27 protein-coding genes, 1 other RNA gene and 1 riboswitch are annotated in these 24,862 nt (G+C 65.4%); of the genes, 13 read left to right on the top strand and 15 right to left on the bottom strand.

What is annotated here, in order from left to right; genetic code table 11:
* The first annotated feature begins 96 nt into the window (after nucleotides 1-96).
* A complete protein-coding gene (locus tag ACU18_RS20435; protein WP_369299106.1) occupies nucleotides 97-171 on the top strand; it encodes a 50S ribosomal protein bL37 in 75 nt (24 codons plus the stop codon).
* A gap of 123 nt (nucleotides 172-294) precedes the next feature.
* On the opposite strand, the gene rsrA is transcribed toward ACU18_RS20435, so the two are convergent.
* Both rsrA and ACU18_RS11300 read right to left on the bottom strand, forming a co-directional pair.
* Complete coding sequence (gene rsrA, locus ACU18_RS11305) at nucleotides 295-555, bottom strand: mycothiol system anti-sigma-R factor (RefSeq protein ID WP_050685651.1); 261 nt, start codon at nucleotides 553-555, stop codon at nucleotides 295-297.
* On the bottom strand, nucleotides 552-1,313 hold the full coding sequence (locus ACU18_RS11300; protein WP_082178296.1) for a sigma-70 family RNA polymerase sigma factor: 762 nt from the start codon (nucleotides 1,311-1,313) through the stop codon (nucleotides 552-554). Before ACU18_RS11300 ends, rsrA begins: the two co-directional genes overlap by 4 nt.
* Before the next feature lie 270 nt (nucleotides 1,314-1,583).
* On the opposite strand from ACU18_RS11300, the gene ACU18_RS11295 reads away from it, so the two are divergent.
* The 10 genes from ACU18_RS11295 to ACU18_RS11250 all read left to right on the top strand — a co-directional run bounded on the left by ACU18_RS11295 (nucleotide 1,584) and on the right by ACU18_RS11250 (nucleotide 10,097).
* On the top strand, nucleotides 1,584-2,132 hold the full coding sequence (locus tag ACU18_RS11295) for a DoxX family protein (protein WP_050685649.1): 549 nt from the start codon (nucleotides 1,584-1,586) through the stop codon (nucleotides 2,130-2,132).
* 7 nt (nucleotides 2,133-2,139) lie between these two features.
* Nucleotides 2,140-3,528 carry a 3-phosphoshikimate 1-carboxyvinyltransferase gene (gene aroA, locus ACU18_RS11290; RefSeq protein WP_050685648.1) on the top strand — a complete coding sequence of 463 codons (1,389 nt, stop codon included), beginning with the start codon at nucleotides 2,140-2,142 and terminating at the stop codon, nucleotides 3,526-3,528.
* Complete coding sequence (gene rsgA / locus ACU18_RS11285; protein WP_050685647.1) at nucleotides 3,512-4,627, top strand: ribosome small subunit-dependent GTPase A; 1,116 nt, start codon at nucleotides 3,512-3,514, stop codon at nucleotides 4,625-4,627. The genes aroA and rsgA overlap by 17 nt, the downstream gene beginning before the upstream one ends.
* A gap of 45 nt (nucleotides 4,628-4,672) precedes the next feature.
* Nucleotides 4,673-5,485, top strand: a complete 813-nt coding sequence (gene hisN, locus ACU18_RS11280; RefSeq protein WP_050685646.1) for a histidinol-phosphatase — start codon at nucleotides 4,673-4,675, stop codon at nucleotides 5,483-5,485.
* Nucleotides 5,486-5,646: 161 nt separating this feature from the next.
* Nucleotides 5,647-5,761, top strand: a riboswitch (SAM riboswitch).
* Nucleotides 5,762-5,796: 35 nt separating this feature from the next.
* Nucleotides 5,797-7,218, top strand: a complete 1,422-nt coding sequence (locus ACU18_RS11275) for an aminotransferase class V-fold PLP-dependent enzyme (RefSeq protein ID WP_050685645.1) — start codon at nucleotides 5,797-5,799, stop codon at nucleotides 7,216-7,218.
* A gap of 69 nt (nucleotides 7,219-7,287) precedes the next feature.
* Nucleotides 7,288-8,046, top strand: a complete 759-nt coding sequence (locus ACU18_RS11270; protein WP_050685644.1) for a class I SAM-dependent methyltransferase — start codon at nucleotides 7,288-7,290, stop codon at nucleotides 8,044-8,046.
* Nucleotides 8,047-8,094: 48 nt separating this feature from the next.
* Nucleotides 8,095-8,808, top strand: a complete 714-nt coding sequence (locus ACU18_RS11265) for a metal-dependent transcriptional regulator (RefSeq protein WP_050685666.1) — start codon at nucleotides 8,095-8,097, stop codon at nucleotides 8,806-8,808.
* 48 nt (nucleotides 8,809-8,856) lie between these two features.
* Nucleotides 8,857-9,276 carry a fluoride efflux transporter FluC gene (locus tag ACU18_RS11260; protein ID WP_050685643.1) on the top strand — a complete coding sequence of 140 codons (420 nt, stop codon included), beginning with the start codon at nucleotides 8,857-8,859 and terminating at the stop codon, nucleotides 9,274-9,276.
* On the top strand, nucleotides 9,273-9,665 hold the full coding sequence (locus ACU18_RS11255) for a fluoride efflux transporter FluC (RefSeq protein ID WP_050685642.1): 393 nt from the start codon (nucleotides 9,273-9,275) through the stop codon (nucleotides 9,663-9,665). The genes ACU18_RS11260 and ACU18_RS11255 overlap by 4 nt, the downstream gene beginning before the upstream one ends.
* Before the next feature lie 63 nt (nucleotides 9,666-9,728).
* Complete coding sequence (locus tag ACU18_RS11250) at nucleotides 9,729-10,097, top strand: hypothetical protein (protein WP_050685665.1); 369 nt, start codon at nucleotides 9,729-9,731, stop codon at nucleotides 10,095-10,097.
* Between the two features lie 292 nt (nucleotides 10,098-10,389).
* Here ACU18_RS11250 and ssrA read toward each other — a convergent pair.
* The 13 genes from ssrA to ACU18_RS11190 form a co-directional block, all read right to left on the bottom strand.
* Nucleotides 10,390-10,759, bottom strand: a transfer-messenger RNA (tmRNA) gene (gene ssrA, locus ACU18_RS19315).
* Nucleotides 10,760-10,832: 73 nt separating this feature from the next.
* Nucleotides 10,833-11,306 carry an SsrA-binding protein SmpB gene (gene smpB, locus ACU18_RS11245; RefSeq protein ID WP_050685641.1) on the bottom strand — a complete coding sequence of 158 codons (474 nt, stop codon included), beginning with the start codon at nucleotides 11,304-11,306 and terminating at the stop codon, nucleotides 10,833-10,835.
* 76 nt (nucleotides 11,307-11,382) lie between these two features.
* The gene (locus tag ACU18_RS11240; protein ID WP_050685640.1) at nucleotides 11,383-12,810 is read right to left on the bottom strand and encodes a M23 family metallopeptidase; all 1,428 of its coding nucleotides are present in this window, start codon (nucleotides 12,808-12,810) and stop codon (nucleotides 11,383-11,385) included.
* Between the two features lie 27 nt (nucleotides 12,811-12,837).
* The gene (gene ftsX / locus ACU18_RS11235; protein WP_050685639.1) at nucleotides 12,838-13,752 is read right to left on the bottom strand and encodes a permease-like cell division protein FtsX; all 915 of its coding nucleotides are present in this window, start codon (nucleotides 13,750-13,752) and stop codon (nucleotides 12,838-12,840) included.
* Nucleotides 13,749-14,525, bottom strand: coding sequence for a cell division ATP-binding protein FtsE (gene ftsE, locus ACU18_RS11230; RefSeq protein ID WP_050685638.1), 777 nt, complete (start codon nucleotides 14,523-14,525; stop codon nucleotides 13,749-13,751). Before ftsE ends, ftsX begins: the two co-directional genes overlap by 4 nt.
* Nucleotides 14,526-14,693: 168 nt before the next feature.
* Nucleotides 14,694-15,809, bottom strand: coding sequence for a peptide chain release factor 2 (gene prfB / locus ACU18_RS11225; protein WP_050685637.1), 1,116 nt, complete (start codon nucleotides 15,807-15,809; stop codon nucleotides 14,694-14,696).
* Nucleotides 15,810-15,859: 50 nt separating this feature from the next.
* Nucleotides 15,860-16,264: a pilus assembly protein TadG-related protein gene (locus tag ACU18_RS11220; RefSeq protein WP_050685636.1), complete on the bottom strand. Its 405-nt coding sequence runs from the start codon at nucleotides 16,262-16,264 to the stop codon at nucleotides 15,860-15,862.
* A 32-nt stretch (nucleotides 16,265-16,296) separates the two neighbouring features.
* Entirely contained in the window at nucleotides 16,297-16,764 is a 468-nt protein-coding gene (locus ACU18_RS11215) for a hypothetical protein (RefSeq protein ID WP_050685635.1), read from the bottom strand.
* A 25-nt stretch (nucleotides 16,765-16,789) separates the two neighbouring features.
* Nucleotides 16,790-17,137, bottom strand: coding sequence for a TadE family protein (locus ACU18_RS11210; protein ID WP_231686064.1), 348 nt, complete (start codon nucleotides 17,135-17,137; stop codon nucleotides 16,790-16,792).
* Nucleotides 17,138-17,221: 84 nt separating this feature from the next.
* Nucleotides 17,222-17,506 carry a hypothetical protein gene (locus tag ACU18_RS11205; protein WP_231686061.1) on the bottom strand — a complete coding sequence of 95 codons (285 nt, stop codon included), beginning with the start codon at nucleotides 17,504-17,506 and terminating at the stop codon, nucleotides 17,222-17,224.
* Between the two features lie 89 nt (nucleotides 17,507-17,595).
* The gene (locus ACU18_RS11200) at nucleotides 17,596-18,537 is read right to left on the bottom strand and encodes a type II secretion system F family protein (RefSeq protein ID WP_050685633.1); all 942 of its coding nucleotides are present in this window, start codon (nucleotides 18,535-18,537) and stop codon (nucleotides 17,596-17,598) included.
* Nucleotides 18,534-19,388, bottom strand: coding sequence for a type II secretion system F family protein (locus tag ACU18_RS11195; RefSeq protein WP_050685663.1), 855 nt, complete (start codon nucleotides 19,386-19,388; stop codon nucleotides 18,534-18,536). Before ACU18_RS11195 ends, ACU18_RS11200 begins: the two co-directional genes overlap by 4 nt.
* Nucleotides 19,388-20,611, bottom strand: a complete 1,224-nt coding sequence (locus ACU18_RS11190; RefSeq protein ID WP_050685632.1) for a CpaF family protein — start codon at nucleotides 20,609-20,611, stop codon at nucleotides 19,388-19,390. Before ACU18_RS11190 ends, ACU18_RS11195 begins: the two co-directional genes overlap by 1 nt.
* A 1,162-nt stretch (nucleotides 20,612-21,773) precedes the next feature.
* Here ACU18_RS11190 and ACU18_RS11180 point away from each other — a divergent pair.
* Nucleotides 21,774-23,843: an alpha/beta hydrolase gene (locus ACU18_RS11180; protein ID WP_197273567.1), complete on the top strand. Its 2,070-nt coding sequence runs from the start codon at nucleotides 21,774-21,776 to the stop codon at nucleotides 23,841-23,843.
* 91 nt (nucleotides 23,844-23,934) lie between these two features.
* Nucleotides 23,935-24,453: a hypothetical protein gene (locus ACU18_RS11175; RefSeq protein ID WP_157370899.1), complete on the top strand. Its 519-nt coding sequence runs from the start codon at nucleotides 23,935-23,937 to the stop codon at nucleotides 24,451-24,453.
* Nucleotides 24,454-24,862: the final 409 nt, after the last annotated feature.

Raw genomic sequence — 24,862 nt, 5'->3', positions numbered from 1 at the left:
GCAGGTCACGCGCCGGTCACCGGTTCGCGGGCCATCGGATCATGTGGGAGACTTGAGGGCAGCTCTTTTGAGTACCAACATGTAAGGAGGCCAGCTATGAGCAAGCGTGCACGCAAGCGTCGTGACCGTAAGCGTGGCGGCGCGAACCACGGTAAGCGCCCCAACACCTAGGCACACGCCAGGTATCACGGTTCAAGCGAAGGACCCCGGAAGCCACTCGGCTGCCGGGGTCCTTTGCTGTGGCGTGCGGTATGGCCGCGCCACCGGGGGCAGACCCCCTGATGTCAGGTTTGGCTACGCGTCCACGGGCCGGATCGAATGGATCCGGTCCAGGATGGCGTTCTTCAGGTTCTCCGGGGCGGCCTCGGTGCACGAGCGCTTAACCATGTTGCGGATGACGCATTCAAGGTCGTACTGCTCTGTGCATTCCGGGCAGTCATCAAGGTGGTTCTTGATCTCCGAAATGTCCTCACGGGTCAGTGCCCCGTCAAGGTACTCATAGATCCGCTGCATCCGCGTATCGTCGCAATCGCCCAATCCCTGGCAGTCGCTCATTTCCCGCTCTCCTGTTTGCTTTCCGCCGCGTCCCTGGAGGCCACGGCTGTTTTGAATCCGCGCTCGGCAGCGTATCCGCCCAGCATGTCCCGCAACATTTTCCGGCCGCGGTGGAGCCGGGACATCACGGTGCCGATGGGCGTGTTCATGATGTCTGAAATTTCCTTGTACGCGAACCCTTCGACATCCGCGAAATAGACCGCAAGGCGGAATTCCTCGGGAATCTCCTGGAGCGCGCGTTTAACGTCCGAATCCGGCAGGTGGTCCAGCGCTTCCGCCTCGGCGGAGCGGAGCCCGCTGGAGGTGTGCGACTCCGCGCGCGCCAGCTGCCAGTCCTCGATGGTGTCCGAATTGGACTGCAGGGGTTCGCGCTGCCGCTTGCGGTAGAGGTTGATGTAGGTGTTCGTCAGGATCCGGTACAGCCAGGCCTTGAGGTTGGTGCCGGGCCGGTACTGATGGAACGCGGAGAAGGCTTTGGTGTACGCCTCCTGCACCAGGTCCTCGGCATCCGACGGGTTCCGGGCCATCCGCATGGCCGCGGAATACAGCTGGTCGACATACTGCATCGCGTCGCGCTCAAACCGGGCGCGGCGCTGGTCGGTGGTCTCCGTGGACACGTCCACGTCCCCGCCGGCCTGCTCGGCTGAAGCGCCGGGCGCCTGTGCGGGCACGGACTCAGGCTGCGCTGCGGCGCCGGCCTTTACTTCGCCTTGCGAAGCCTCATACATGGCCGAAACGGCCGGATCCAGGGTGTTCATTGCGTTCAAGTCTACTGTCAGGCGTTGCGCCCGCGGCGATCCGAACCCCGGAGCCTCCGACGCCAGTGCGCCAAGGGCCACCGGGCCCGCCTTTCCAATTCCATCCAACACCCGCGCCAAGGCCCAACTCCGCTCTGCGTCCGGCGGTCCGGCCTTTCCGGACCCGCTCTCAACAACCCCCGGCCGCGGGCAAATATTCCCCAAAAGTGCAAGACTGGATCTGCACCTTGCGCCGCTGACGGAGCGGTCCGTCCACCCAGGAGGAAATCCATGTCCTTTTTCCGCACGCTCGCACGGCCCATGTTGGCTTCCAGTTTTGTTGTTGCTGGAGTGGACAAGCTTAAGAACGCCGACGATACCGCCCAGCAGCTCTCACCGCTGCTCCGCAAGGCCGCCGCGTCGCTGCCCTTCAAGGCGGATGAGCGCACCCTGGCCCGCGTGATCGGCGGAACGCAGGTGGGTGCCGGTGTGCTGTTCGGACTGGGTAAGTTCTCGCGCGTCTCGGCCACCCTGCTGACGGTCATTTCCCTGCTCAACACGTTTGTGGAGTGGCGCAGCGCTGACATCAGCAGCAAGGAAGGCCGGCAGGACCGCCGCAACCAGCTGTTGAAAAACCTTTCCCTGAGCGGCGGGGCGCTGCTGGCATCCGTGGACACCGCAGGCAAGCCGGGCCTGGCCTGGCGCGCCGAACACCTGGCAGCCGACGCACGCAAGGGCGCATCGCACCTCGCCACCGACGCACGCAGGAGCACCAACCGGAAGCTGCGCACCGCTGACAAAGCAGTCCGCCGCGCCGTGGACCACGCAACGGGAGCCTAAACCGACAATGACCGCCGCTGCCACCACCCTGGACTCCGCCGGGACACCCGTTCCGCTTTGGCCCGCCCCCTTCGCCACGCATCCTGTCGATGCCACCGTCACGGTCCCCGGCTCCAAGTCCCTGACCAACAGGTACCTGGTCCTGGCGGCCCTGGCCGACGGGCCGTCGCGGCTCCGGGCGCCCCTGCACTCCAGGGATTCGGCGCTGATGATCGGGGCCCTGCGTAGCCTGGGAGCCACCATCACGGAGGTCCCGGGTGAGGGCAGCTTCGGCCCCGACCTTGAGGTCGTCCCGCTGCGGCAGGACGCGCCGCCTGCCCCGGCAACCATCGACTGCGGCCTCGCCGGAACCGTGATGCGGTTTGTTCCGCCCCTCGCGGCATTGCGGCAGGGGACCAGCGTTTTCGACGGCGATCCGCACGCCCGGCAGCGTCCCATGGGCACCATCATCGAGGCGCTGAAGGCGCTCGGTGTTGTGGTCACGGCGGACGACGGCGGCACCCCCTCTTCGCTGCCCTTCGCCGTTGAGGGCACGGGCGAAGTCCGCGGCGGCCACCTGGTGATCGACGCCAGCGCCTCATCGCAGTTCGTCTCCGCCCTGCTCCTGGTGGGGGCCCGGTTCACCGAAGGCCTCCACCTGGAACACGTGGGCAAGCCGGTACCCAGCCTTGACCACATCTCCATGACCGTGGCTGTCCTGCGTGAGGCAGGAGTCTCGGTGGACGATTCCGTGCCCAACCACTGGGTGGTGGCGCCGGGTCCCATCCGGGCCTTCGACCAGCGGATCGAGCAGGACCTGTCCAACGCCGGGCCCTTCCTGGCCGCAGCCCTGGCATCCGGGGGAACGGTCCGGATTCCCGGCTGGCCCGCCAGTACGCAGCAGGTGGGTGATCTCTGGCGCAGCATCCTGGCCGATATGGGCGCCAGCGTCTCGCTGACGGACGGGGTCCTCACCGTCACCGCAGGCTCCGGCATCAAGGGCGGAAACTTCGCCGACACCAGCGAACTGGCCCCCACTGTTGCCGCCTTGTGCGCCTTGGCAGACACCCCGTCCAGGCTCACCGGCATCGGGCACCTGCGCGGCCACGAAACTGACCGGCTCGCGGCGCTCGTGGCGGAAATCAACCGCCTGGGCGGCGACGCCGAGGAAACCAGCGACGGCCTGGTGATCCGCCCCGCTGCGCTGCACGCCGGCGTCGTCCATTCCTATGCTGACCACCGGATGGCCACCGCAGGTGCCATCCTGGGCCTGGCCGTCGCCGGCGTCGAGGTGGAGGACATCGCCACCACCGCCAAAACCATGCCCGACTTCCCGGACCTGTGGACCGCGATGCTGGCGCAGGGCTCTCCTGCCGGAACCGGCACGGAAGGTACAGGCGTTGGCGCGCAGCACTGACTCTTGGGACGAATCGGATGTCCGCATCCGGCCCAGCAAAAAAGGTTCCAGGCCCCGCACCAAGGACCGGCCCAGCCACGACGACGCCGTCACTGGCCGGATCATCACCGTTGACCGCGGCCGCTACACGGCGGTGGTGGGTGAGGACACCGCTACGGAACGGGTGGTGATCGCCGCCCGCGCCCGGGAACTGCGCCGCAACCCCGTGGTGGCCGGCGACTTTGTCTCGCTGGTGGGCGACGTTTCCGGCGAACCGGACACGCTGGCGCGCCTGGTGAAAATCCAGGACCGGCGCACGCTGCTGCGCCGCAGCGCGGACGACACAGATCCCGTGGAACGGGCTGTGGTGGCCAACGCCGACCAACTGGTGATCGTGGTGGCAGCAGCCAACCCGGAACCGCGCACCGGTTTCATCGACCGTGCCCTGGCGGCGGCTTACGACGCCGGGATCGAACCGATCCTGCTGATCACCAAGGCAGACGTCAAGGATCCCGCTGAGCTGCTGTCCAATTACGCGCACCTGGACTTCCCGGTCATCATCAGCCGCACCGCGGACAATAAGGCATCGGGCATCGACGCCAGGTCGGACGATGGCCTGTCCGCCCGGCTGGACAGCGAGGCCGTAGCGGAGCTGCGGACCTTCCTGCACGGGAACGTCACTGTGATGCTGGGGCACTCCGGCGTGGGCAAATCCACCATGGTCAACGCGCTGACCGGAGCCGAGCGGGCCACCGGCGGCGTCAACGCCGTCACCGGCCGCGGCCGGCACACATCCTCCTCCGCCCTGGCCCTGCGGCTGGCAGATGCGCCGGCCGGCAGTTGGATCATCGACACCCCTGGCATCCGGTCCTTTGGCCTGGCACTGGTGGACCCGGACCGCATCCTGCGTTCCTTCCCGGACCTCTCCTCCGGCACCGATGCCTGCGAACGCGGCTGCAAGCACACGGCAGCGGCCGTGAACTGCGGGCTGGACGCCTGGGTGGCCGCCGGCCAGGCAGGTCCCACCGGCGCTGCCCGGCTCTCTTCCCTGCGGCGGCTCCTCGGGGCGGATCCGCGCCTGGAAGCCCAGGAGACCAAGGAACTCGGCAGCGTCAACTGACGTGGGCCTCCCAGCACAACCGCCGCCAGACGGTAGTTTGGAACCATGATCCAATCCGCTTCCAGCTACAACGATGACCTGCGCCTGGCCCACGTCCTGGCCGATTCCGTGGACGACCAGACGATGAGCCGTTTCAAGGCCCTGGACCTCCATGTGGAGACCAAGCCGGACCTGACGCCTGTCACCGACGCGGACAAGGCAGCTGAGGAATCCATCCGCGGCCAGCTTTCCCGCTCCCGCCCCCGCGACGCCGTCCTGGGTGAGGAGTTCGGCAGCAGCGGCCACGGCTCACGCCGCTGGATCATCGACCCCATTGACGGGACCAAGAATTTCGTCCGGGGTGTCCCGGTATGGGCAACCCTGATCGCGCTCGTTGACGAGGGCGAACCGGTGGTGGGTGTGGTCAGCGCACCTGCGCTGGGCAAACGCTGGTGGGCGGCGAAAGACATGGGCGCCTACATGGGGCGTTCGCTCGCCTCGGCCACCAGGCTGCGCGTCTCCAACGTCGCCACCCTTTCCGATGCGTCATTGTCCTACTCCAGCCTCACCGGGTGGAAGGAACGCGGCAACTTCGACGAGTTCCTGGGGCTCACCGAGGACGTATGGCGGACCCGCGCCTACGGCGACTTCTGGTCCTACTGCATGGTCGCCGAGGGGTCGGTGGACATTGCCTGCGAACCCGAACTGAATCTCTACGACATGGCCGCCCTGGTCCCCATCGTGGTGGAAGCCGGCGGCCGGTTTACCTCCCTGGAGGGCCAGGACGGCCCGTTCGGCGGAAACGCCCTGGCCACAAACTCCATCCTGCATTCCGAGGTGCTGCGGCGCCTGAACCCGGGGCTGGACGACCTCCTCTAGGACTGCCTGGACCGAAGAATATACGGCGGACGCCTCCGGATGGGGGCGTCCGCCGTCGTGTTCTTCGACAAAAGCCCCGGCGTACGGGCGCGGCGTAACAAATCCCTTAACATTCGGGCTGGCTTCAAACCACCCCGCACCATGTCCTACGCTCTTAAGCAGGTCACGAGTGCCAGCGCTAAACCCCGGTTTGCTGGCCGGCAACCCTCCATTCGCGGTGGGGTGCCCCGGGTGACGACCAGGCCGGTCCGGACATGGATACGGCAAGCGCGGATTCCCTGCAGGGAGTCCTGTCAACGTGAGGATTCCCCATGACAACTGCCACTGTCTCCCCCGCAGCTTCGCTGGCGCCCGCCGCACCTTCGGTTTTGGCCGGCCACTCCATCGCCGCCAGGCCCCTCGCCGCCGTAACCGGCGCCGAGATCCAGGCGCCGCTGATCGCCGGTGGCCATGTCCGCTACGCGAACCTGGACTATGGCGCCTCCGCGCCGGCGCTGTCCCTGGTCTCCGCCTACCTGAACGAGATCCTGCCCTACTACGCCAGCGTGCACCGTGGCGCCGGCTACGCCTCGCAGATCAGCACCTCCGTGTACGAGAACGCGCGGAACATCGTGCGGGACTTTGTGGGCGGCCGCCCGGACGACTCGGTGATCTTCACGCGCAACACCACCGACTCGCTGAACCTCCTGGCAGGGTGCCTGCCCAACACGGACGGCCGGCCCACCGGCGACGTCCTGTACCTGGACATCGAGCACCACGCCAACCTGCTGCCGTGGCAGGGCGTCCCGCACCGGAGCATCGTGGCCGCGGACACCCTGGCCGGCACCATCGACGCTGTCCGCGGCGAACTGGAGCAGGGCGGGGTCAGCCTCCTGGCCGTTACCGGCGCCTCCAACGTCACCGGTGAAATCCTGCCCATCCGCGCCCTCGCCACGCTGGCCCACCAGTACGGCGCCCGGATTGTGGTGGACGCCGCGCAGCTGGCACCCCACCGGCGGGTAGACATCACCGCCGACGGCGTTGACTACCTCGCGTTCTCCGGCCACAAGCTCTACGCCCCGTTCGGTTCCGGCGTCCTGGTGGGGCGCCCGGACTGGCTCGACGCCGGAAAACCGCACCTCGCCGGCGGCGGTGCCGTCAAGGAAGCACGGCTCGACGGCGTCAGCTGGGCCACGGGCCCGGCCCGGCACGAGGGCGGCTCGCCCAACGTCCTCGGCGCCGCCACCCTGGCACGTGCCACGCAGGTCATCGCCGCCCTGGACCCGCAGGAATGGCACGCCCACGAACAGTCCATCCGGTCCTACCTGGTGGCGGGGCTGCAGCAGATCGAGGGCGTGAGTGTCCACCAGATCTTCAAGGACACCAACGCTGAGACGGACACCATCGGTGTGGTTAACTTTTCCGTGGCCGGCTACGACGCCGGTCTGGTGGCGGCCTACCTGTCCGCAGAGCACGGCGTGGGCCTCCGGGACGGGCGTTTCTGCGCCCACCCCCTGCTCAAGCGGCTGGGCCTTCCGTCCGGTTCGCTGCGGGCCAGCTTTGGTGTGGGCTCCCGCCTTGAGGACGCCGAACGGCTCCTTGCCGGCATCTCTGCCCTCCGGACCCAGGGCCTTGGCTGGGATTACGTGGTGGACGCAGGCCGCTGGGTGCCCGCCAACGATTCCCGGACCTACCCGCACTGGGCCCCCAACACGCCGGGCACCGCCGGCGCGGCCCCCTGCCTGGACGACTGAACCGCCGGGCCGCCCCGGCGGGGTCCATGCGGTAAATTCAGGAGAGACATCTACTGAAGGAGGCCGCGCGTGGTCCGGGGTGGCCCCAAGCTGGAACACAACCGGCGCCAGGAGCTGGGCCAAAGCTTCCAGGACGGCGGCGAGCATTACCAGCAGGTCCGGCCGGGCTACCCGGCGGCAGCCGCGGACTGGCTGGTGCCCGCAACGGCCGGTGAGGTTTTGGACGTCGGCGCCGGCACCGGCAAATTCACCGCACTGCTCCTGGCCAAAGGACTGGCCGTCACCGCAGTCGACCCGTCCGCGGACATGCTGGAACAGCTGGCTGAGCACTATCCACGTGCCACGGCTGTCCTGGGCACCGCAGAGGCCACCGGCCTGCCGGCGGCGGCGTTCGACGTCGTCACCGTGGCCCAGGCCTGGCACTGGTGCGACGCAGCTGCGGCCAGCACGGAGCTCGCCCGGGTCCTTCGCCCGGGCGGCACGCTGGGGCTGGTCTGGAACCAGCTGGACACCTCCGTTCCCTGGGTCCACCGGCTGTCCCGGATCATGCACGCGGGCGACGTCTACAAGCCTGGCCACCGGCCCGCCGTCGGGCCTGACTTCCAAGGCCTTGAGGGGTACGTGACCCGGTGGCAGGACCCTGTAACCACCACGGGCCTGATGGAGCTCACCAAAACGCGCAGCTACTATCTCAGGGCCTCCGAACCCACCCGCGCCAAGGTGCTGGCCAACCTGGACTGGTACCTGCATGAGCATCTTGGCCACCGGGACGGCGAAATCATCGACCTGCCCTACCTGACCCTGGCATGGCGGGCCACGGCGGCGTGAATCTCGTTGCCGGCCAGCGGCGGTGCAGTACCCGGTAAGCTTGATGCTGTGAAGACCAGCGCGCCCTCCTCCTCGATCGAGGACTACGTCAAGGTCATCTACTCGTTTACCGAGTGGCAGGACAAACCCATCACCTCCTCGCAGCTGGCCCAGCGCCTGGGTGTGGCCAACTCCTCCGTCTCGGAGATGGTCCGCAAGCTCAAGGACCAGGGCCTCGTTGACCACAAGCCCTACAGCGCCATTACCTTGACGGGCCCGGGCCTGCGCCTGGCCCTGGCCATGGTCCGCCGCCACCGGCTGATTGAGACGTACCTGGTCCAGCAGCTGGACTACAGCTGGGACGAGGTCCACGACGAAGCCGAACTGCTGGAGCACGCCGTCTCGGACACCTTCATCGAACGCGTCGCCGCCCAACTGGGCGATCCCCGCCGCGATCCGCACGGCGACCCCATTCCCACGGCGTCCGGTGAGGTGCTGATGCCTGCCGCCCACCTGCTTTCCGGGCTGGATGAGGGCCACACCGGCAGAATCACCCGGATCAGTGACGATAACCCTGAATTGTTGCGGTACCTGGCCGCCGAGCGGATCGACCTGGACGCCGAAGTGGAGGTGGTGGGCCGCCGGCCGTTCGGCGGTGCCCTGGTGGTCCGGATCGGTGGCGTTGGGAACAGCCGTGAGTTTGACCTCGCTGACGAAATCACCTCGGCGCTCTGGGTGCACAGCGAGCAAACGCACCAAGGTTGCCTCCTGGTGGGCAGCTGACGTGACGCACGGACCGCGCCAGGGGCTGTTGCGCGGCACCGCCCCCGCATGAGCCGCCCCGGTATGCCTGCGGCGCCGGCATGGCTGGCGGTGGCTGTGGGCGGATTGGTGGGCAGCGAGCTGCGGTACGGCCTCGGCCTCGCCTTCCCTGATGTTCCGGACGGTGTCCCCTGGGCCACGCTCGGAATCAACGTGTGCGGCAGCTTCCTCCTGGCTGCCTTGACCACTTTCTGGCTGAACCGCCCGCATACTCCCTTCTGGCTGCGGGCAGGGCTGGGACCGGGCCTGCTGGGCTCTTTCACCACCTTCTCCGCTGTAATTTTCGCCGTGGACCGGCTGGCGCAGTCCGGCGCGCATGTGGTGTGGGCGGCGTACCTGGCCCTTTCCCTGGTGCTGGGCCTGGCCGCCGCGGGTGCAGGCTGGCAGCTCGGCAAAGTGGCGTCCCCGACCCGGAACGAGCAGCCATGACCGCCGCGCTGTTGGTGGGCTTGTTCGGGGTAGCCGGGGCCCTCCTCCGGTTCGCGGCAGACAGCTGGTTCGCCCAGCAGGCGGCCCGCCAGGCGGAAGCGGGTAATGGCGCGCGGCACTGGCCCTGGGCAACCCTGCTGGTCAACATGGTGGGCTGTTTTGTGATCGGAGCCGCCGCGGGGGTGACCGGCGGACTGGGACTGACCGGTGAGTGGCAGACCGCCCTGGCCACCGGCCTGGCCGGCGGCCTGACCACGTTCAGCTCGTGGACCACCGCTACGGTGCGCCTGATCAGCGAAGCCCGTTACGGGGCTGCCACGGTGAACGTGACGGCCAACCTGGCCCTGGGCGTTGCGGCTGCCGCTGCCGGCATGGCCGTTACCGGCTAGCCGGACGCCCGGCAATCCCACCAGACCGGACTGATTTGGTGGGCTCCCGTAAAGTTGTACCTGATGATCAGCAGACGTGACGCGGCAATTGCCCTCGAAATACCCCTGGAAATGGCACAGCGCCATGGCCTGCCCAAATGGATGAGCGAAGCGGAGCTGGGGGCGATCCTGGACGCCCCTCCCCCGTGGCTGGTGCAGTCCCGCGCAAACCGCACCGGCAAGCGTCCGGTCTGGGTGCACCTGGAGTGCACTGTCTGCGGCTATGAGGAAGCGGCCCGGCCGAAAAAATGGTGGCCGGACTTCAGTTTTGTGGCCTGCGAACACCATACCAAGCAGGAGGTCCCGGAGCGGCCCGCGGGCTTCGTCAGGACCGAATTCGACGGCGTCGGAACACGCTTTGTTGGTGTGGTGGACGTCCAGGCACCGGCCTGACCCAGGGCATTTCCTTCCGCGGCAAACAGGCGTATTTTACGAGGAGGGGCACGTGGTGTCCCGATTCGCCGAGGGAGCCCGCCATGCCTGACAAGTCACCACACCGGCACATAACCAAAAAGCCGGTTAAAACCATTAAACAAAAGCGCGCCGAGAAGAAAACCAGGACTCCCCTGGACGGTGCGCCGGACCCCGTGGCGCACCTTAAGAAGCGCTGAGGGTCAGCCTGGTTAACGCAGTACGGCCCGGACAAGAGTCCGGGCCGTACTGCGTTGCCTCGCGGCACAGCAAAATGTGGAGATGGGGGGAATTGAACCCCCGTCCGATGTCGTGTTGTCAGGGCTTCTCCGGGCGCAGTTTGCGTCGGACTTTCTCGGCCCCGGCCATGCTGCAAACAGCTGGCCGATCCGGGCCCAGTCATCAAAGTGTCCCGTTTACCCCGATGACGGGGGCAAACAGCAGTGGCTATCTAAATGACGCCAGCATCCGGGGCAATAGCAACCTCGGGCTGACGGACTGGTCTTACTGCTTAGGCAGCAAGAGCAAAGTCATCGCGTTTTGAATTGGCGATTATTGTTTTGCAGACAGCGTTTACGAGATAATTCTGCATCCTCGGCCCGCTTCACCTGTCGCGACTAACATCGTCGAAACCGATCATCCCCGTATTTTGTTATCAAACCGGTGGGCAGGCCCACCGGACTACCTATACTAACGCATGATCCGCCGGTTTCATTCCTAGCGGCGGCGGTTGCGCTCCCGCATCTCCCGCTGGGCCTCACGGGTGTCCTGCTGCTCGCGGAGCGTCTGGCGTTTGTCGTACTCGCGCTTGCCGCGGGCCACCCCGATCTCCACTTTGGCCCGGCCGTCCACAAAGTAGAGCTGGAGCGGGACGATTGTGTAGCCGGTTTCCCTGATCTTGTGCGAGATCTTGGTCAGTTCTTCGCGGTGCAGCAGCAGCTTCCGGCGGCGGCGGGCAGCGTGGTTGGTCCAGCTGCCCTGGTTGTACTCCGGGATGTGGATGGCTTCCATCCACAGCTCGTCGTTGTAGAAGGTGCAGAATCCGTCCACCATTGAGGCGTGGCCCTCGCGCAGGGATTTCACTTCTGTCCCCATCAGCGCGATGCCGGCCTCGTAGGTATCCAGCACGTGGTAATCATGCCGGGCCTTGCGGTTGGTGGCCACCACTTTACGGCCACTTTCTTTGGGCACGGGAAAGCTCCTCAATATCAGTCTCGGTTGTTGCCCCGGCCAGCCGGCGCGGGATCATACAAGTCTACGGCAGGGCCTAAAGCAGCCGCATCGGATCCATCGCCTGGCCGTTCACCCAGGTTTCGAAGTGCGCGTGGCAGCCGGTGGAATTGCCGGTACTGCCGGAATAAGCGATCAGCTGGCCCTGCGAGACGCGCTGGCCGTTCGAGACCACGATGCTGGAGTTGTGGTAGTAAATGGTGTTCAGCGTGTTGCCCTGCATCAGGCCGTGGGAGATCTTGACCCGCCAGCCACCGCCGTCGGCCGAGTTCCAACCTGAGCTGAAGACTTCGCCGGCCGCAGCCGCGTACACCGGCGTGCCGCAGGGGGCACCGAAGTCGATGCCGGTGTGCATGTAGCCACCGGTGCCGTAGAAATCGATGCTGCCGGGCGGGGTGCTGCGGTAGCCGAAGCCGGAGGTGATGGGGACGCTGGACGCGAAGGGGTGGCGCAGGCCAAAGGCCGACGGCGACCCAACAGGCGGCACAAACGTTTCCACCGGCGGGGCGGGGCGGTTCGCTGCCGCTGCGGCGGCGGCTGCGGCGGCAGCGGCTGCCTCGGCGATCCGGCGCTGCTCGGCTTCCCACGCTTCACGCAGTTTGCGGTCGCGTTCCTCGATTTCAGCGGCCACTGCGTTCTGGCTGGCCTGGACGCTGGCCAGCTGGGACTGGATGCCGGGCTTGGCGGCCTGAAGTTCGGCGTCGAGGCGGGTGGTGTCTGCGATCAGCTGATCCACCTGGGCCTTTTTGGCTGCGGCCTCGTCCCGGAAGGCCTTTTCGCGTTCGAGGGCCGCATCGGCCTTGGCCTTGAGTTCCTTGATCTCCGCTTCCACGGCCTGCAGCCGGGCCTGGGAGTTGACGTTGGTGGCGTTCTGCTGGGTGAGCTTATCCATGGCGGCGTTCTGGCTGCGCATTGCCTGGTCCGCGAGGTCCATGGTTTCCGTCAGGCTGCTGCCGGTGTTGGAACCGAAGAAGAGCGACAGGTTGGACGGCACGCCGCCCGACTTGTAGGCCTGGGTGGCGATCTGGCCGATCAGCTTTTTCGTGTCGGTGATCTTCTGCTTGTCCGACTCCATCTGCTGCGTGATCTTGGCCTTGTTCTGCTGGGCCATGTCCACGCGGGCGGAGAGCGCCTCCACTTCCTTGACGGCACCTGCCACGCGGCCCTGCGCTTCAAGGAGTGCCTGCTGGGCGCCGGGCAACTGGCCCTGGTACAGCACCAGATCGCCGGCGGCCTTGGCGATGCGCGAATCAACGAACTCCAGGGACTGCTGGACGCGTGCAGCTTCGGCCTGCAGCGCTGCCTGCTGGTCCTCGAGCTCGTCGGCCATGGCGGCAGGCCCGGAGGACGCCAGCCCGGCGGCGAGCACGACGGCGAGGAGGCCACTGATGAGGCCGGACCGGCGTGCGGCCTGGCGGCTCCGGGTGGACCGGCGGCCGTGGGGAGGTTGAGCCATGACGTTCATAAGCATTCCTTGGTTGGTTTGCACAGCCTAGACGCGCAAGTATCTGCGAAGGGTCAAGAGGGACGAAATTCCTGCCAAACAAGCACCCAGCAACAGCAGCGCCGGCGCCAGGATGAGGGTCTGTCCGGCGGAAATGAACGCCGTGTCAGGGTACTGCTGGGCCATGAAGTCGCCCAGGAAGAAACGCGCCACGGCCCACAACGTGGCTGAGGCCAGGGCGGCGCCGATGACGGCGGCGATCACCCCTTCGAGGATGAACGGCAGCTGGATCACCGTCTTGGAGGCGCCCACCAGGCGCATGATCCCCGTCTCCCGGCGCCTGCTGAACGCTGAGAGCCGGATGGTGGTGGCGATCAACAGGATGGCGCAGACGATCATCACGCCGGCGATGCTGACGGCCACCAGGGAGGCTCCGTTCATGACGGAAAACAGGCGTTCCAGCAGTTGTCGTTGGTCAATGACCGTTTCCACGCCTGCCTGGGAAGAGAAGGTCTCGCTGATGATCTGGTATTTTTCCGGGTCCTTCATGTTGATCCGGAAGGACGCCGGCAGCTGGTCCGGCGTGACGGAGTCCACGATGGGCGAGTTGGAGAACTGGTTCTTGAAGTGGTCGTACGCTTCCTCGCGGGATTCGAACGCGAAGTCGTTGATGTACTGGCCCACCGCCGGGGATTCCAGCAGGGTGTTCAGGCTGTCCTGCTGCTCCGGGGTGACCGGACCGCCTGCGCAACTGGCCGCCGTCGAGCCGTCACTGCAGAGGAAAACGGCGACCTGGACCTTGTCGTACCAGTAGCCCTTCATCTGGTTGATCTGCATCTGCAACATGCCGGCCGCGCCCACAAACGTGAGGGAGACAAAGGTGACCAGGATGACCGAGACCACCATGGAGACGTTGCGGCGCAGGCCGCTGCCGATCTCGCTGAGGATGAATGCGAGCCTCATCGCTGTGCCCCGCTTTCCCCGGGCGCCTCGCCCGGGGTTTCCCGACCACTGGCATCCTTGAGCCGGCGGGACTGGCCCACCACGGGAATCATGGACGTGTAAAGGGCCTTGGCCTCGTCGCGGATAACCACGCCGTTCTTGAGTTCCACCACCCGTTTGCGCATCTCGTTGACGATGTCGTCGTCGTGCGTGGCCATCACCACGGTGGTGCCGTTCTGGTTGATCTTGTCCAGGATGCCCATGATGCCCATGGATGTGGTGGGGTCGAGGTTTCCGGTGGGCTCATCAGCCAGCAGGATGCCGGGCCGGTTGACCACGGCGCGGGCAATGGCCACGCGCTGCTGCTCACCGCCGGAAAGCTCGTGCGGCATGCGGTGCTCTTTACCTTCCAGGCCCACGGTCTTCAAGACCTCGGGGACGGTGTCCCGGATGACGCTGCGGCTTCGGCCGATGACCTGCATGGCGAAGGCCACGTTGGCGAAGACGTTTTTCTGGGGCAGGAGGCGGAAGTCCTGGAAGACAACGCCGATGCCGCGGCGCAGGCGCGGCACCCGCCAACTGGAAATCTTGGCGACGTTCTGGCCGGCGACGTACACCGCACCGGAGGACGCCCGGTCCTCCTTGAGCACAAGGCGCAGGAAGGTGGATTTTCCGGAGCCGGATGCGCCCACGAGGAAGGCGAATTCGCCGCGGTCAATCTCAAGGTTGACGGCGTCCAGCGCAGGCCTGGCTGTCTGGTCGTAGACCTTGGTGACATTTTCGAATCGGATCATGGCCCTAAGTACCCTGCAGGCATGGCTGAGACTTGCAGCCCAGTCTGCAGCCGGTGCACGGGTTTTCGTTTGGGGGAATTAGGGCCCCGGCCCCTCGACTATACGCAGGGTTGCCGGCATCACATGCTTTTTGCCGATGGCGTGTCGGCAAGGCCGCCGCCGCGGGGTTTACTTTTCGGCGTTGCGGTTATCGGTGCGCCAGCGGATGCCGGCGTCGATGAAGTCGTCGATCTCGCCATCGAACACGGCCGAGGTGTTGCCCACTTCGTGTTCGGTGCGGAGGTCCTTGACCATTTGGTAGGGGTTCAGGACGTAGGACCGCATCTGGTCGCCCCAGGAGGCTTTGACGTCGCCGGCGAAGGCCTTCTTTTCGGCGTCTTCCTGCTCCTTTTTCAGCAGCAGCAGCCGGGACTGGAGCACGCGCATGGCGGCGGCGCGGTTCTGGAGCTGCGACTTTTCGTTCTGCATGGAGACGACCGTTCCGGTGGGAAGGTGCGTGAGGCGTACTGCCGAGTCGGTGGTGTTGACCGACTGACCGCCCGGGCCCGACGAACGGAAGACGTCAACGCGGATTTCGTTGTCCGGGATCTCGATGGAGTCCGTCTGTTCGATCAGCGGAATGACCTCGACGGCGGCGAAGGACGTCTGGCGCCGGCCCTGGTTGTCGAACGGGCTGATGCGGACCAGGCGGTGGGTTCCGGCTTCAACGCTGAGGGTGCCGAACGCGTAGGGGGCCTTAACCTCGAACGTGGCGGATTTCAGGCCGGCTTCTTCGGCGTAGGACGTGTCCATCACCGTGGTGGGGTAACCGTGGCGTTCGGCCCAGCGAAGGTACATGCGCATCAGCATCTCGGCGAAGTCCGCGGCATCCACGCCGCCGGCGCCTGCCCGGATGGAGACCACGGCTTCCCGCTCATCGTATTCGCCGGACAGCAGGGTGACCACCTCGAGGTCCTTGAGGGCTATTCGGATGGATTCCAGCTCCGTGGCTGCTTCGCCCATGGAGTCGGCGTCGCCCTCGTCCTGGCCGAGTTCCACCAGGACCTCAAGGTCGTCGATCCGGGATTCCAGGCTGGTGAGGCGCTCCAGTTCGGACTGGCGGTGGGAGAGCCTTGAGGTGATTTTCTGGGCCGCCGCCGGGTCATCCCAAAGGTTGGGCTCGCCTGCCCGCTCGCTCAGTTCGGCGATGTCTTCCTTCAGTGCCTCAACATCGGTGACGCGTTCGATGGAGGTGTAGGTGCCGCGTAGCGCGCGGATTTCAGCGGAAAAATCAATATTGGCCATGGTTGTTTAACCCTACGCTATCCGGCAAAACCGTCCGTCACGTGCCGTGGTCACCGGGTGAGCCGGGACCGGGCGGTGGACCTGGCTTCGATGGGAATACCGCCCGGGACCAGGAAGTTCACGATGGGCGGGTGGACGGCAGCGGTCAGGACCACCACTGCCGTGGCTCCGTCCCGGGTGCCGGTCTCCCCCGCCACAGCCAGGCTGTCAAAGCGGAGAGCGGCAGGGCTGCCAGCCACGAAGTCCGTGGCCGCGCTGCGGACCCTGCCCGGGTCGAGGAGGGCTGCCGGGCTGCCCGACTGGGCTGCCACCTCGCCGAGGGTGAAGCTGTCCGCCGCGGCCAGGGCGGCGCCGTCGGCCAGGGACAGCAGGCGCTTGTGCTCCAGGTACACCGAGGTGATGCCCAGCATCACGGTGGCCACCAGCAGCGCGACGGCCAGGTAGCCCACCACCATAACGGTGATCTGTCCTTCTTCGGCGCGCGGCGTCACCGGAACCTGCCGACCATTTGGGTGGATGAGGCCTGCACCTCCGTGGCATGGAGGCCAAGCCCGTTGTTAAAGGGTATGAACGGCAGGGGAACGGTCAACCGGATGGTGTAAGTGACTGTTGAGCCGGCTGCCCGGCAGTCAGCGGAGCTGCAGCTGGTATCCACCCGGGCCTGATCCAGGCCGTGGCCGAAGTCCGCAAGGGCTAGCTGAACTGCCTGCTCGGCGGCGGCGCGGGCGTCCACCTCCGCAGGCGACGCCACAAACACCTTGGCGGCCTGGTCGGCTGCACCGGCCACGGCGAAGGAAGCGCCCTGGACCTGGCCGGCAGTGATGATGAAGTACACCAGGGGAACCAGTAACAGGACCGCCAGGAAGGTGAATTCCACCACCGCGCTCCCCCGTTCACCGTCGGTTCCTGCATCCGGGTCCGCTGGTGGGTTCAGGGCCGGGAATGCATCCGGCATCCGAAGACCTGCACTCTTCCGCGGGTCACTGCTGGACCGCCGCATGGCCCGTAACCTCCAGCATCCCCTGGGGTCCGATCAGCCCGATGACCGGCAACGGTGCGCGCACTGTCACTTCGAGGGTGCGAAGTCCCTGTACGGTCACCTCCCCGGTGCTGACCTCCCCAGCAAAGCCGGGGTTCAGTGCGGTTCCGATCAGGCTGCGGGTCCGCTCCTGCGCATCCGCGGCATTACGGTCGGCGAGGGTCCCGTAGCGGGCACCCGAAGCAGCGGCATCAACAAGGGTGTTCCGGACGTGCAGGATCAGTGTCAGCTGGATGACCGCAAGGAACAGAACAGTCAGCAGGCTCCCGACCAGGACAAAATCGACCACCGCGGACCCACGTTCGCCGGCGTCCGCCGGCTGAAGCTCGGACGCCGGTTGGCGGAGCCGGCTCCTGGCGGGGGTGGACACGGGCTACCCACCCACCGTGTCCATGGCCTGGTTGAACATCGCTTCAAGGGCGGGACCGGCCAAGGCAAGCAGCGCGGCCACCAGGACGGCCGACATCAATGTGATCATTACCCAGCCGGGGACATCGCCGCGTTCCGGGTGCCCACTTCCCGGAGTTTTGCCACCGGTCCGCTGTGCCGCGGCGGGGATGGTGCGGGCACGGCGGCGGTTGGCCGGCCGGCGTGTACCGGTGGTTGGCGCCAAAAGGGTAACAAGCGCCACCACGACGCGGAGTCCGATGGTTTTCATTTGACCGTCCTGTTTCTTGAGTACTTCCGGAGATGGCCGCCCGGTCCCCCGACCTTGGCTGGTTGTTGGTGGCAGTGCGGCGGGCCTTCCTAAAAACCCAGATTGATGGCGGCGAGACCGGGGAAAACTGCGAAGACGACGGTAAGCGGCAGGACGCCAAACACAAGGGGCACCATCATGGCGATCTCCTTCTTGCCGGCGGCTTCCATCAGATCGCGTTTGGCGTTGTCGCGGACGTCCTGGGCCTGCGCCCGGAGCACATCAGCCAGGGGTGTTCCGCGTTCAACCGCCACGATGATTCCGTCAACGAACCTGGCCAAAGGTGCCAGGTCCGTGCGCGCGGAAAACTCCTGCAACGCCTGGACCAAAGGTTTGCCTGACCGGGTCTCGGCAAGGATCATCGCAAACTCGCGGGCCAGCTCTCCCCGGGCAGTCCTGCAAATGCGGTCCAGGCTCCCGGTGGCGCTCTCACCGGCGCTGACCGCGAGCGCCATCAGCTCTGCGAGGCTGGGAAATTCTGCCAGCATACGGACCGCCCGCCGCCGGATTTGGACTCCCAGCCAGTAGTCCCGGCCGACGAACCCACCCACGGCGCCGGCTGCGACCAGGACGGCGGCCAGCACCGGACTGAGCCGCCCGGATGCTGACCCGGGTACCATGATGGCGAGGACTGCGATGAACCCGCAGGCTGCCCACACCAGTTGTTCCACGCGGAAGTCGAGGACCGATTTGGTGATGCCCGCCTGCGCCAGGCGGCGTGCCGCGCCACCGGCAGATGGGTTCAACCGGCCCAGGGCGGCCAGCGCGTCATGCAGTACAGGCCGAAGGATACCTGCCAGCGGGCCGAACGGAGCCGGGTGGGTATCGCCGGCGAGGAGCAACCGTGATGTGAGGTTCTGCGAGCGCAGTTGCGGTTCGATCCGCTGCGCGAGAGTGGTGGCCCGCATCAGCGGTGACCTGGCAACAACAAGCCACAGGCCAATGCCCAGCGAGAGCCCTACAACGATGCCCGCGGTGAGGATGCCGTTCATCGCAGTACCCGTTCTTCCTGGGGCAAGGCGCCGATCTTCAACATTATTGAATAGCAGGTAAGGGAGACCACCAGTCCACCCAGCAGCACGGCGGCCCCCATGGGGGTGTTGTAGGCATGGACGGCTTCGGGCCTGGTGGCGAGAAGCATCAGGACAATCCAGGGCGCGGCCACGGCCAGGCGTGCGGCATTGATGGTCCACGACTGGCGCGCTTCGAGCTCGCTGCGGGTACGAGCACTTTCGCGCAGGAATTCGGCGAGAGTCCCCAGTAACCGGCCCAGGTCCGTTCCGCCCACCTCGCGGGTAAGCCGCAGCGCTTCGACGATCCGGTCGGCGACAGGGTCGGCGAGCCTGTCCTTCAGCCTGGTCAGTGATCCGTCGAACTGCCCTCCGGCCCGGTAGTCAGCCCCGAAGTCCCGGAACACCGGACGCAGCTCTTCGGGGCCCTTGGTGCCCAGCTGGATCAGGGCTTCCGGAAGGGGCAGGCCGGCGCGGATGGCGGAGCGGAGATGATCCACTACATCCGGCCAGAGCTGGCGCAGCATCATGCTCCGCTTCCGCGCCTGCCACCGCAGGATGGTGATGGGAAGCCCCAGGGCGAAAAGTCCGAAGCAAGCCGCGATGGGAACGGAACGACTGATGGCGAAAACCAGTGCGCCTACCGCCGCGCCAAGGCCCAGACACGAGCCAATCAGGCCTCCGACACTCACCCTTGCGACCCCCGAGGCGGCCAAAAGGTCGGCGAGCCGGTTGGGACGGCGGGGCCTCTTCCGTGCGGCCTGCGATTCCCAGCAGGACCACCAAACAAGGAGGAGCCCTGCACCCGCCGTCATGCCTGCCAGGGCGGCCATCATCGGGGATCCAGCAGGGCGGCTACGTCGTAGCCTGCCCGGGCAAATTTTTCGGCCTCCGGCATGGAGTTTGCCCTCGGCTGCAGTACGCCGTCCACGGTGGCGAACACCAGTGACGACTCGATAATCCCGTTCTCCACCCGGCGGCCCAGCGACAGGATTTCCGTCACTTCCCGCCTGCCGTTGGCCTGCCGGCAGCAATGGACCACCAGGTCGATGCACGAGGCGACCGTTGGCAACACAAACGCACTCGAGATATTCTCGCCCGCCAGTAGGGGCAGGGTGCAGATCTTGGTGACTGCGTCATGCGCCGAGTTGGCATGGACAGTGCACATCCCCGGCAGGCCGGAATTCAGGGCAATCAGCATGTCCAGGCATTCCGCTTCCCGGACCTCTCCGACCACCAGACGGTCCGGGCGCATCCTCAGCGCCTCCTTCACCAAACGACGCAAGGGTATTTCACCGTAGCCTTCGAGGTTTGGTTGCCGGCACTGGAGCCCCACCACATCCCGCAACGGGAACTGCAGCTCGAAGATTTCCTCCACGGTGATCACGCGCTCGCGGCTGCCGATGCCAGCGGCCAGGCAGTTCAACATGGTGGTTTTTCCTGCCTGCGTGGCGCCCGAGACCAGGATGTTCAGTCCGCTGGCAACTGCTGCCCCCAGAAATCTTGCGGCCTGTGGGGTCAGCGTTCCCAGTTCCACCAGGTGTTCCAGCCGGCTGGCCTTAACCACGAATTTCCGGATGTTTACTGCCCAATGCCGGCGGGTCACATCCGGTATCACCACGTGCAGCCTCGAGCCGTCGGGCAGGGACGCGTCCACGAAGGGTGAGGACACGTCCAGGCGCCGTCCTGAGCTCTTCAGCATCCGTTCCACGAGGTCGCGGACCTGCTGGTCGGTGAGGCTCAGCGAGGTCAGTTCCGACTCCCCGTTCCGCGCCACGTAGATCTCATACGGCGTGTTGAGCCAGATTTCCTCGATGCTGGGGTCATCCAGCAGGGGTTGCAGGACGCCGAACCCTGCCACCGCGTCAAAGAGGAACCTGCGCGCAGAATCCAAGGCTCCGATGGGCGGCAGGGTACCCAGCAGTGAGCGCTCGTCGTAATCGGTGACGGCAGCCTCCACCAGTCGGCGGACCTCGACGGCTTGCCGCAACGGATCAAGCCCGCGCCTGCGGATGAGCTCGCGGACCTCGTCCTCGACTATTCCCAGAGCATCCATGCGTACCCCTGTAGAACCTGCCACCTCCGTTGGAGGCAGTGCGAATGGGTCCAGCCTAGGGACCTGAGAGTGGGGTGCCAAGGCACCCGGCAGCGAATGTGGAAAACCCCTGCTTCCGGCGGAGCCAAAAGTCGGCGGCTTTCCCGCTACGGCGCCAGCAACCTGCAGAGATCCGTGACGGTCCCCGGCCCCGTGAGGCCCCCGTCAGGGTCGACGGGCCCATCCAGCGTCCAAGCCACCTGGCCTACTGTCAGGAACACGCCGCCCGGATATCCGGTGTGCTTTGGAACCGTGATCAAGTTCCGTCCGGTGGCTTTGTAAATAAAATCAGCGGTTCCAGGGTCCCAGGCAACGCGCACCGTTCCGTTGATGGACGAGCTGAAAACCTTCAAAGCGGGCGCTGGTCCCGAAAGGGTTAGCGTGGAAGCCGCGGCGACGTTGGTAAACAGGGTGACGGGCTTGGAACCGGCAAAGTGGAGGGAGTGGGGAATCACCTTTTCAGCTCCCGTGACCTGCGCAGATATGACGAAACCGGGGCAATCGAACTGCTGAACCGAGGGATCTGTGGGAGTTGGCGGGGCGGCTGTGGCAGTACCCGTTCCCGGTCCGGCCAAAAGTCCAATGGCCATCACCAGCGGGGCTGTTCTGCGTTTCATGAGGAGTCTCCTTGGCGGTCGCAACAAGTTCCCCCCAGGGGGACGGGATAAATCCCTGACAACAGCGTTCGGGCATCTTATGCCCGGGCCGCAGCACCAGCAAGATCCCTGCCGTACCGGTACTTCCCGGGCGAACACTGTTACCGCATTAAGGGCCGCAGCCCGCCTCTTCCGGTAGGCAAGGAAAAATTGGGGATCCATTAACAACTCTAAAAACCCGGCTGTCAGCTGTAGCCATTGCCGGCGCTGCCCGGCACTTATATCGGTGCCGGCATCAGCCAGGCCTGGTGGAACACAGGCGGCCAAACCGGCGCTGCAACCCTGGTGAGGGTGAGCTGAAGTTCGGCTTCCTTGCCCCTGAATAGTTTATCAATTTATTGGAATTAATCGTCCATATTGGTAATGTAGCCAAAGTCCCGTCCCTTCCTCGCGGCATGATGCAGGGGCCGGGCGCCCAGGAACCAAGTCGTTCCTGCGCCGTTTTTCCTTTGGGGGGAGTAAACACCGTGGCTTTAGCGTTTGATGATGATGCTGCCACGTCGTTGGTCGGGGTTGCCAGGGATGTGGATGGGCGGCTTCGTGATGAGGGTGTGTTGCGTCGTGGCGCGGTGGAGACGGCGCTGGAGGATTTCGCCGGCGCGTACGCCGACCTGTTCAGGGAAGCTTCCTCCAGTGAGGCTGAAGATCGTGGAAAACTCGCCGCTGTACTTGACGGTCTTGCCGGACAGATCGAAGAAGCGCAGCAGAAGGCGCGGTCGGAACGCGAGCGCCAATCCCGTTTGGCAGCGTGGCAGGTGCGGGAAGCTGAACGTGAAAGCAGGCCCGAGAACTTCATCGGAGACATCGGCACCGCAGTGGAGGGGCTCTTTGATCCGAAACCCTCTGAGACCCCCATCGCGCCACCAACCATTTCAGCGGCCTTCTCCCCCAGCCAACGCAACCGCAGCGCGGGCTCTGGGTCCTCGGACGGGAAGAGTTCGGCCGTTCCCGACCATTTACGCACCTTCGTGGCCCAAGCCAGGGCAGGTAACACAGGCATGCGGCAAGACCTCATACAGCTTCGCAACGCTTGGGCGTCATTTACCTCTTCCTGCTCGTGGGTGCTGCTCGGATCGAACTCTTTCCCAGGGGGCTTTGAGCGGCTGTTGGGCGAAAACGAGGCTGATGCGAAGTGGATTGAACATATCGCCGATGCGTTCGCCGCGGCCGGCGGCGGATCCATTTCAAATCCCGCACTCGATGTTGCCGCTGCTGCTGTCACGCCACTAAGCAATCGGGAACTCTTAAATTTGCTCTCGACCCTGTCGGCGAAAGAACTCGCTGCCACGATTGCGGCCTCTCCTGCCCTGCGGTCTCATCTTCAGCTGATGAACCCGGGCGAAATCCACACGTGGTGGACAGGCCTGAACCCGCCAACGGGTAGCAAAACCCCGTTCTCGGAACGGCAGGACCTATTGCTGACACAGTTTCCTACGGACTTCGGAAATCTGGAAGGAGTGCCTTATACGGCCCGGAATCAGGCCAACCAAACCGCGCTCAAGGCAGCGGTCGCCGATGCGGAGACCCGGATCGCGCAAATACAGGCTTTGATCTACGACACTCCCGCGGGCTTCGGCGCGGCGTCCCCGTTGGCGGCCGGATTGGAGCAAACGCTCAACAACTTTCAAAAGCAACTCGACGGGCTGCGCAACATCCAAAAGGCGCAATTCACGCCTGAGGGGTGGGAGAAACGGCAATTGGTTTCCTTCACCGAGGACAAGCCCCCGTTGGCTGCGGTGTCGGTCGGTGATCTCGATACGGCCGGCAGTGTCACCTACGCTGTTCCGGGGATGGGCACGACCAGCAATGACATGACGGGGTGGACGAAAGCAGCCCAAAACCTGCACGACCAGCTTCCCTCGGGGAGCGCCGTGGTGTCCTGGATCGGATATGAGACACCTCCCGTGCCGGCATTGGACAACAATCTCGACGTCGGCGTTCTTGATGTGAATCGAGCAGTCGCGGGTGGGCAGAAGCTGGCGGGAGCCCTCGGCGGCCTGGCTGCAGTCCGCGGTGAGAGCGCGCCGCAGCTCAATATTGTGGCGCACTCCTACGGAACGACCACCGCTGCGGTGGCCCTCACGCAGCCTGGAATCCGGGTGGATAACTTCGTCACCCTTGGCTCCGCAGGACTACCGGACAACGTCCATACCGCCGCTGACCTCAACGTCGGACACGTATACTCCGGACATGCGCGCGACAAGATACCTGGGGAAACCGAAAGCGGAGACCAGTGGGCCTGGACCGGCCGGGAAACCAGCCGCGATCACCACGTGAACCCGATCAAACCTGAGTTCGGTTCCCACGCCTTCGGCACTGACGCTGGCGGCGACGCCGGGAGGGCCGTAACAGACCATAGCGCGCTCATTGGTGACGACGGCGAACAAGCCGGATACTTCGACAAGAGGACTGAATCCCTGAAGAACACGGTCTGGGCAATCACAGGCGAAGCGGAAAAGATGAGCCCGTATGTGCCCCTGGGTCCGACGGATCTGCAGAAAGCCTTACTGGAAGGGTTGTCCAATGCCGGCCGCTAAAAAACATATGAGGACACTCACTGCGGCCCTGGTCGGACTCGTGATGGGAATGACGGTATCCGCATGCGCTGAGAAGGAGCCAAACACCACAATGTCAGAGACTACGACACCGGAACAGACGGTCAGCGCCAGAGATGGACGGGACCGTGTGGTCGAGCTCGTCATCAACACCACCAAACAGCTCGACGTCACCGGGTGGTGGCCCCGCAACGGTGTAGCCGGGGCGCAGGAATGCGCCCTCGGAAAAGGTGTGGAGGGTGCCAACTACAGCTACGACCACTGGGCACCCCAGGGAACGGAACACGTTAAAGACGCCCAACGCGTCGCCGAATACTGGGAATCCCTGGGCATGACCGTACGCACCGTAAACCCGACAACACACCCGGTGGTCTTCGCAGAGGGCGGACCCGTCCTCCGGGCTGAATTCGATACTGATGCCGCTGACCAGTCCTACAGTATCGGCGCTACCGCCCCCTGCTCGCCGGGCGACGCATGGGAGCTGAATGTTGAGGATCAGGCCGAGCGGGATCAGGGCAAGGTGCTTCCCGGGGACGAAGGAGTAATCCCGAAACCCGATCCGCGGGACACCTCCACTCCGCCGTCCAAGTAAAGCTGTGCAGAGTAAAGCTGTGCAGACGAGGGACGCGTCGACGACGCGTGAGGGCCCGTCCAGGCGCCGTCCTGAGCTTTCGAGCATCCGTTTTACGACGCCGCGGACCTGCTGGTCGCTCAGCGCGGACAGTTCCGACGCCCCGTTCCGCGCCACGTAAATCTCATACGGCGTGTTGGGCGGAGGAGTGCCAAGGTGTTCCCGCACGAATGTGGAAGACCTCCGCGCGCCGGTGTCTCCACGCGCCTTTCCGCCCGTTTCCGGCGCCGACTCTGCCCCGCAAAAGATGAGGATGCCGTGTGACTTCCGGCCCCTTGCGTCTGCCTGCATAATGGTCACATTGGAATCAACTGAAACACTGGTCACATTTAGCACATGGTGCTACGTTGGCCCAGCCAGTTGTCTCTGA

It is taken from the genome of Arthrobacter sp. ZBG10, assembly GCF_001238605.1.
Taxonomy (GTDB): domain Bacteria; phylum Actinomycetota; class Actinomycetes; order Actinomycetales; family Micrococcaceae; genus Arthrobacter.
This window is presented reverse-complemented; position numbering and strand designations above follow the sequence as displayed.

Coding starts and splice junctions, on each gene's coding strand:
- ftsE (WP_050685638.1), bottom strand. CDS start 14,525: ATGATCCGATTCGAAAATGTCACCAAGGTCTACGACCAGACAGCCAGG.
- ACU18_RS11205 (WP_231686061.1), bottom strand. CDS start 17,506: ATGAAAACCATCGGACTCCGCGTCGTGGTGGCGCTTGTTACCCTTTTG.
- ACU18_RS11195 (WP_050685663.1), bottom strand. CDS start 19,388: ATGGCCGCCCTGGCAGGCATGACGGCGGGTGCAGGGCTCCTCCTTGTT.
- ACU18_RS11175 (WP_157370899.1), top strand. CDS start 23,935: ATGTCAGAGACTACGACACCGGAACAGACGGTCAGCGCCAGAGATGGA.
- ACU18_RS11220 (WP_050685636.1), bottom strand. CDS start 16,264: ATGGTGGTGGGCTACCTGGCCGTCGCGCTGCTGGTGGCCACCGTGATG.
- ACU18_RS11300 (WP_082178296.1), bottom strand. CDS start 1,313: ATGAACACCCTGGATCCGGCCGTTTCGGCCATGTATGAGGCTTCGCAA.
- ACU18_RS11190 (WP_050685632.1), bottom strand. CDS start 20,611: ATGGATGCTCTGGGAATAGTCGAGGACGAGGTCCGCGAGCTCATCCGC.
- ACU18_RS11255 (WP_050685642.1), top strand. CDS start 9,273: ATGACCGCCGCGCTGTTGGTGGGCTTGTTCGGGGTAGCCGGGGCCCTC.
- ACU18_RS11275 (WP_050685645.1), top strand. CDS start 5,797: ATGACAACTGCCACTGTCTCCCCCGCAGCTTCGCTGGCGCCCGCCGCA.
- ACU18_RS11260 (WP_050685643.1), top strand. CDS start 8,857: ATGAGCCGCCCCGGTATGCCTGCGGCGCCGGCATGGCTGGCGGTGGCT.
- ACU18_RS11295 (WP_050685649.1), top strand. CDS start 1,584: ATGTCCTTTTTCCGCACGCTCGCACGGCCCATGTTGGCTTCCAGTTTT.
- aroA (WP_050685648.1), top strand. CDS start 2,140: ATGACCGCCGCTGCCACCACCCTGGACTCCGCCGGGACACCCGTTCCG.
- rsrA (WP_050685651.1), bottom strand. CDS start 555: ATGAGCGACTGCCAGGGATTGGGCGATTGCGACGATACGCGGATGCAG.
- ACU18_RS11250 (WP_050685665.1), top strand. CDS start 9,729: ATGATCAGCAGACGTGACGCGGCAATTGCCCTCGAAATACCCCTGGAA.
- ACU18_RS11240 (WP_050685640.1), bottom strand. CDS start 12,810: ATGAACGTCATGGCTCAACCTCCCCACGGCCGCCGGTCCACCCGGAGC.
- prfB (WP_050685637.1), bottom strand. CDS start 15,809: ATGGCCAATATTGATTTTTCCGCTGAAATCCGCGCGCTACGCGGCACC.
- ftsX (WP_050685639.1), bottom strand. CDS start 13,752: ATGAGGCTCGCATTCATCCTCAGCGAGATCGGCAGCGGCCTGCGCCGC.
- hisN (WP_050685646.1), top strand. CDS start 4,673: ATGATCCAATCCGCTTCCAGCTACAACGATGACCTGCGCCTGGCCCAC.
- ACU18_RS11215 (WP_050685635.1), bottom strand. CDS start 16,764: ATGCCGGATGCATTCCCGGCCCTGAACCCACCAGCGGACCCGGATGCA.
- ACU18_RS11200 (WP_050685633.1), bottom strand. CDS start 18,537: ATGAACGGCATCCTCACCGCGGGCATCGTTGTAGGGCTCTCGCTGGGC.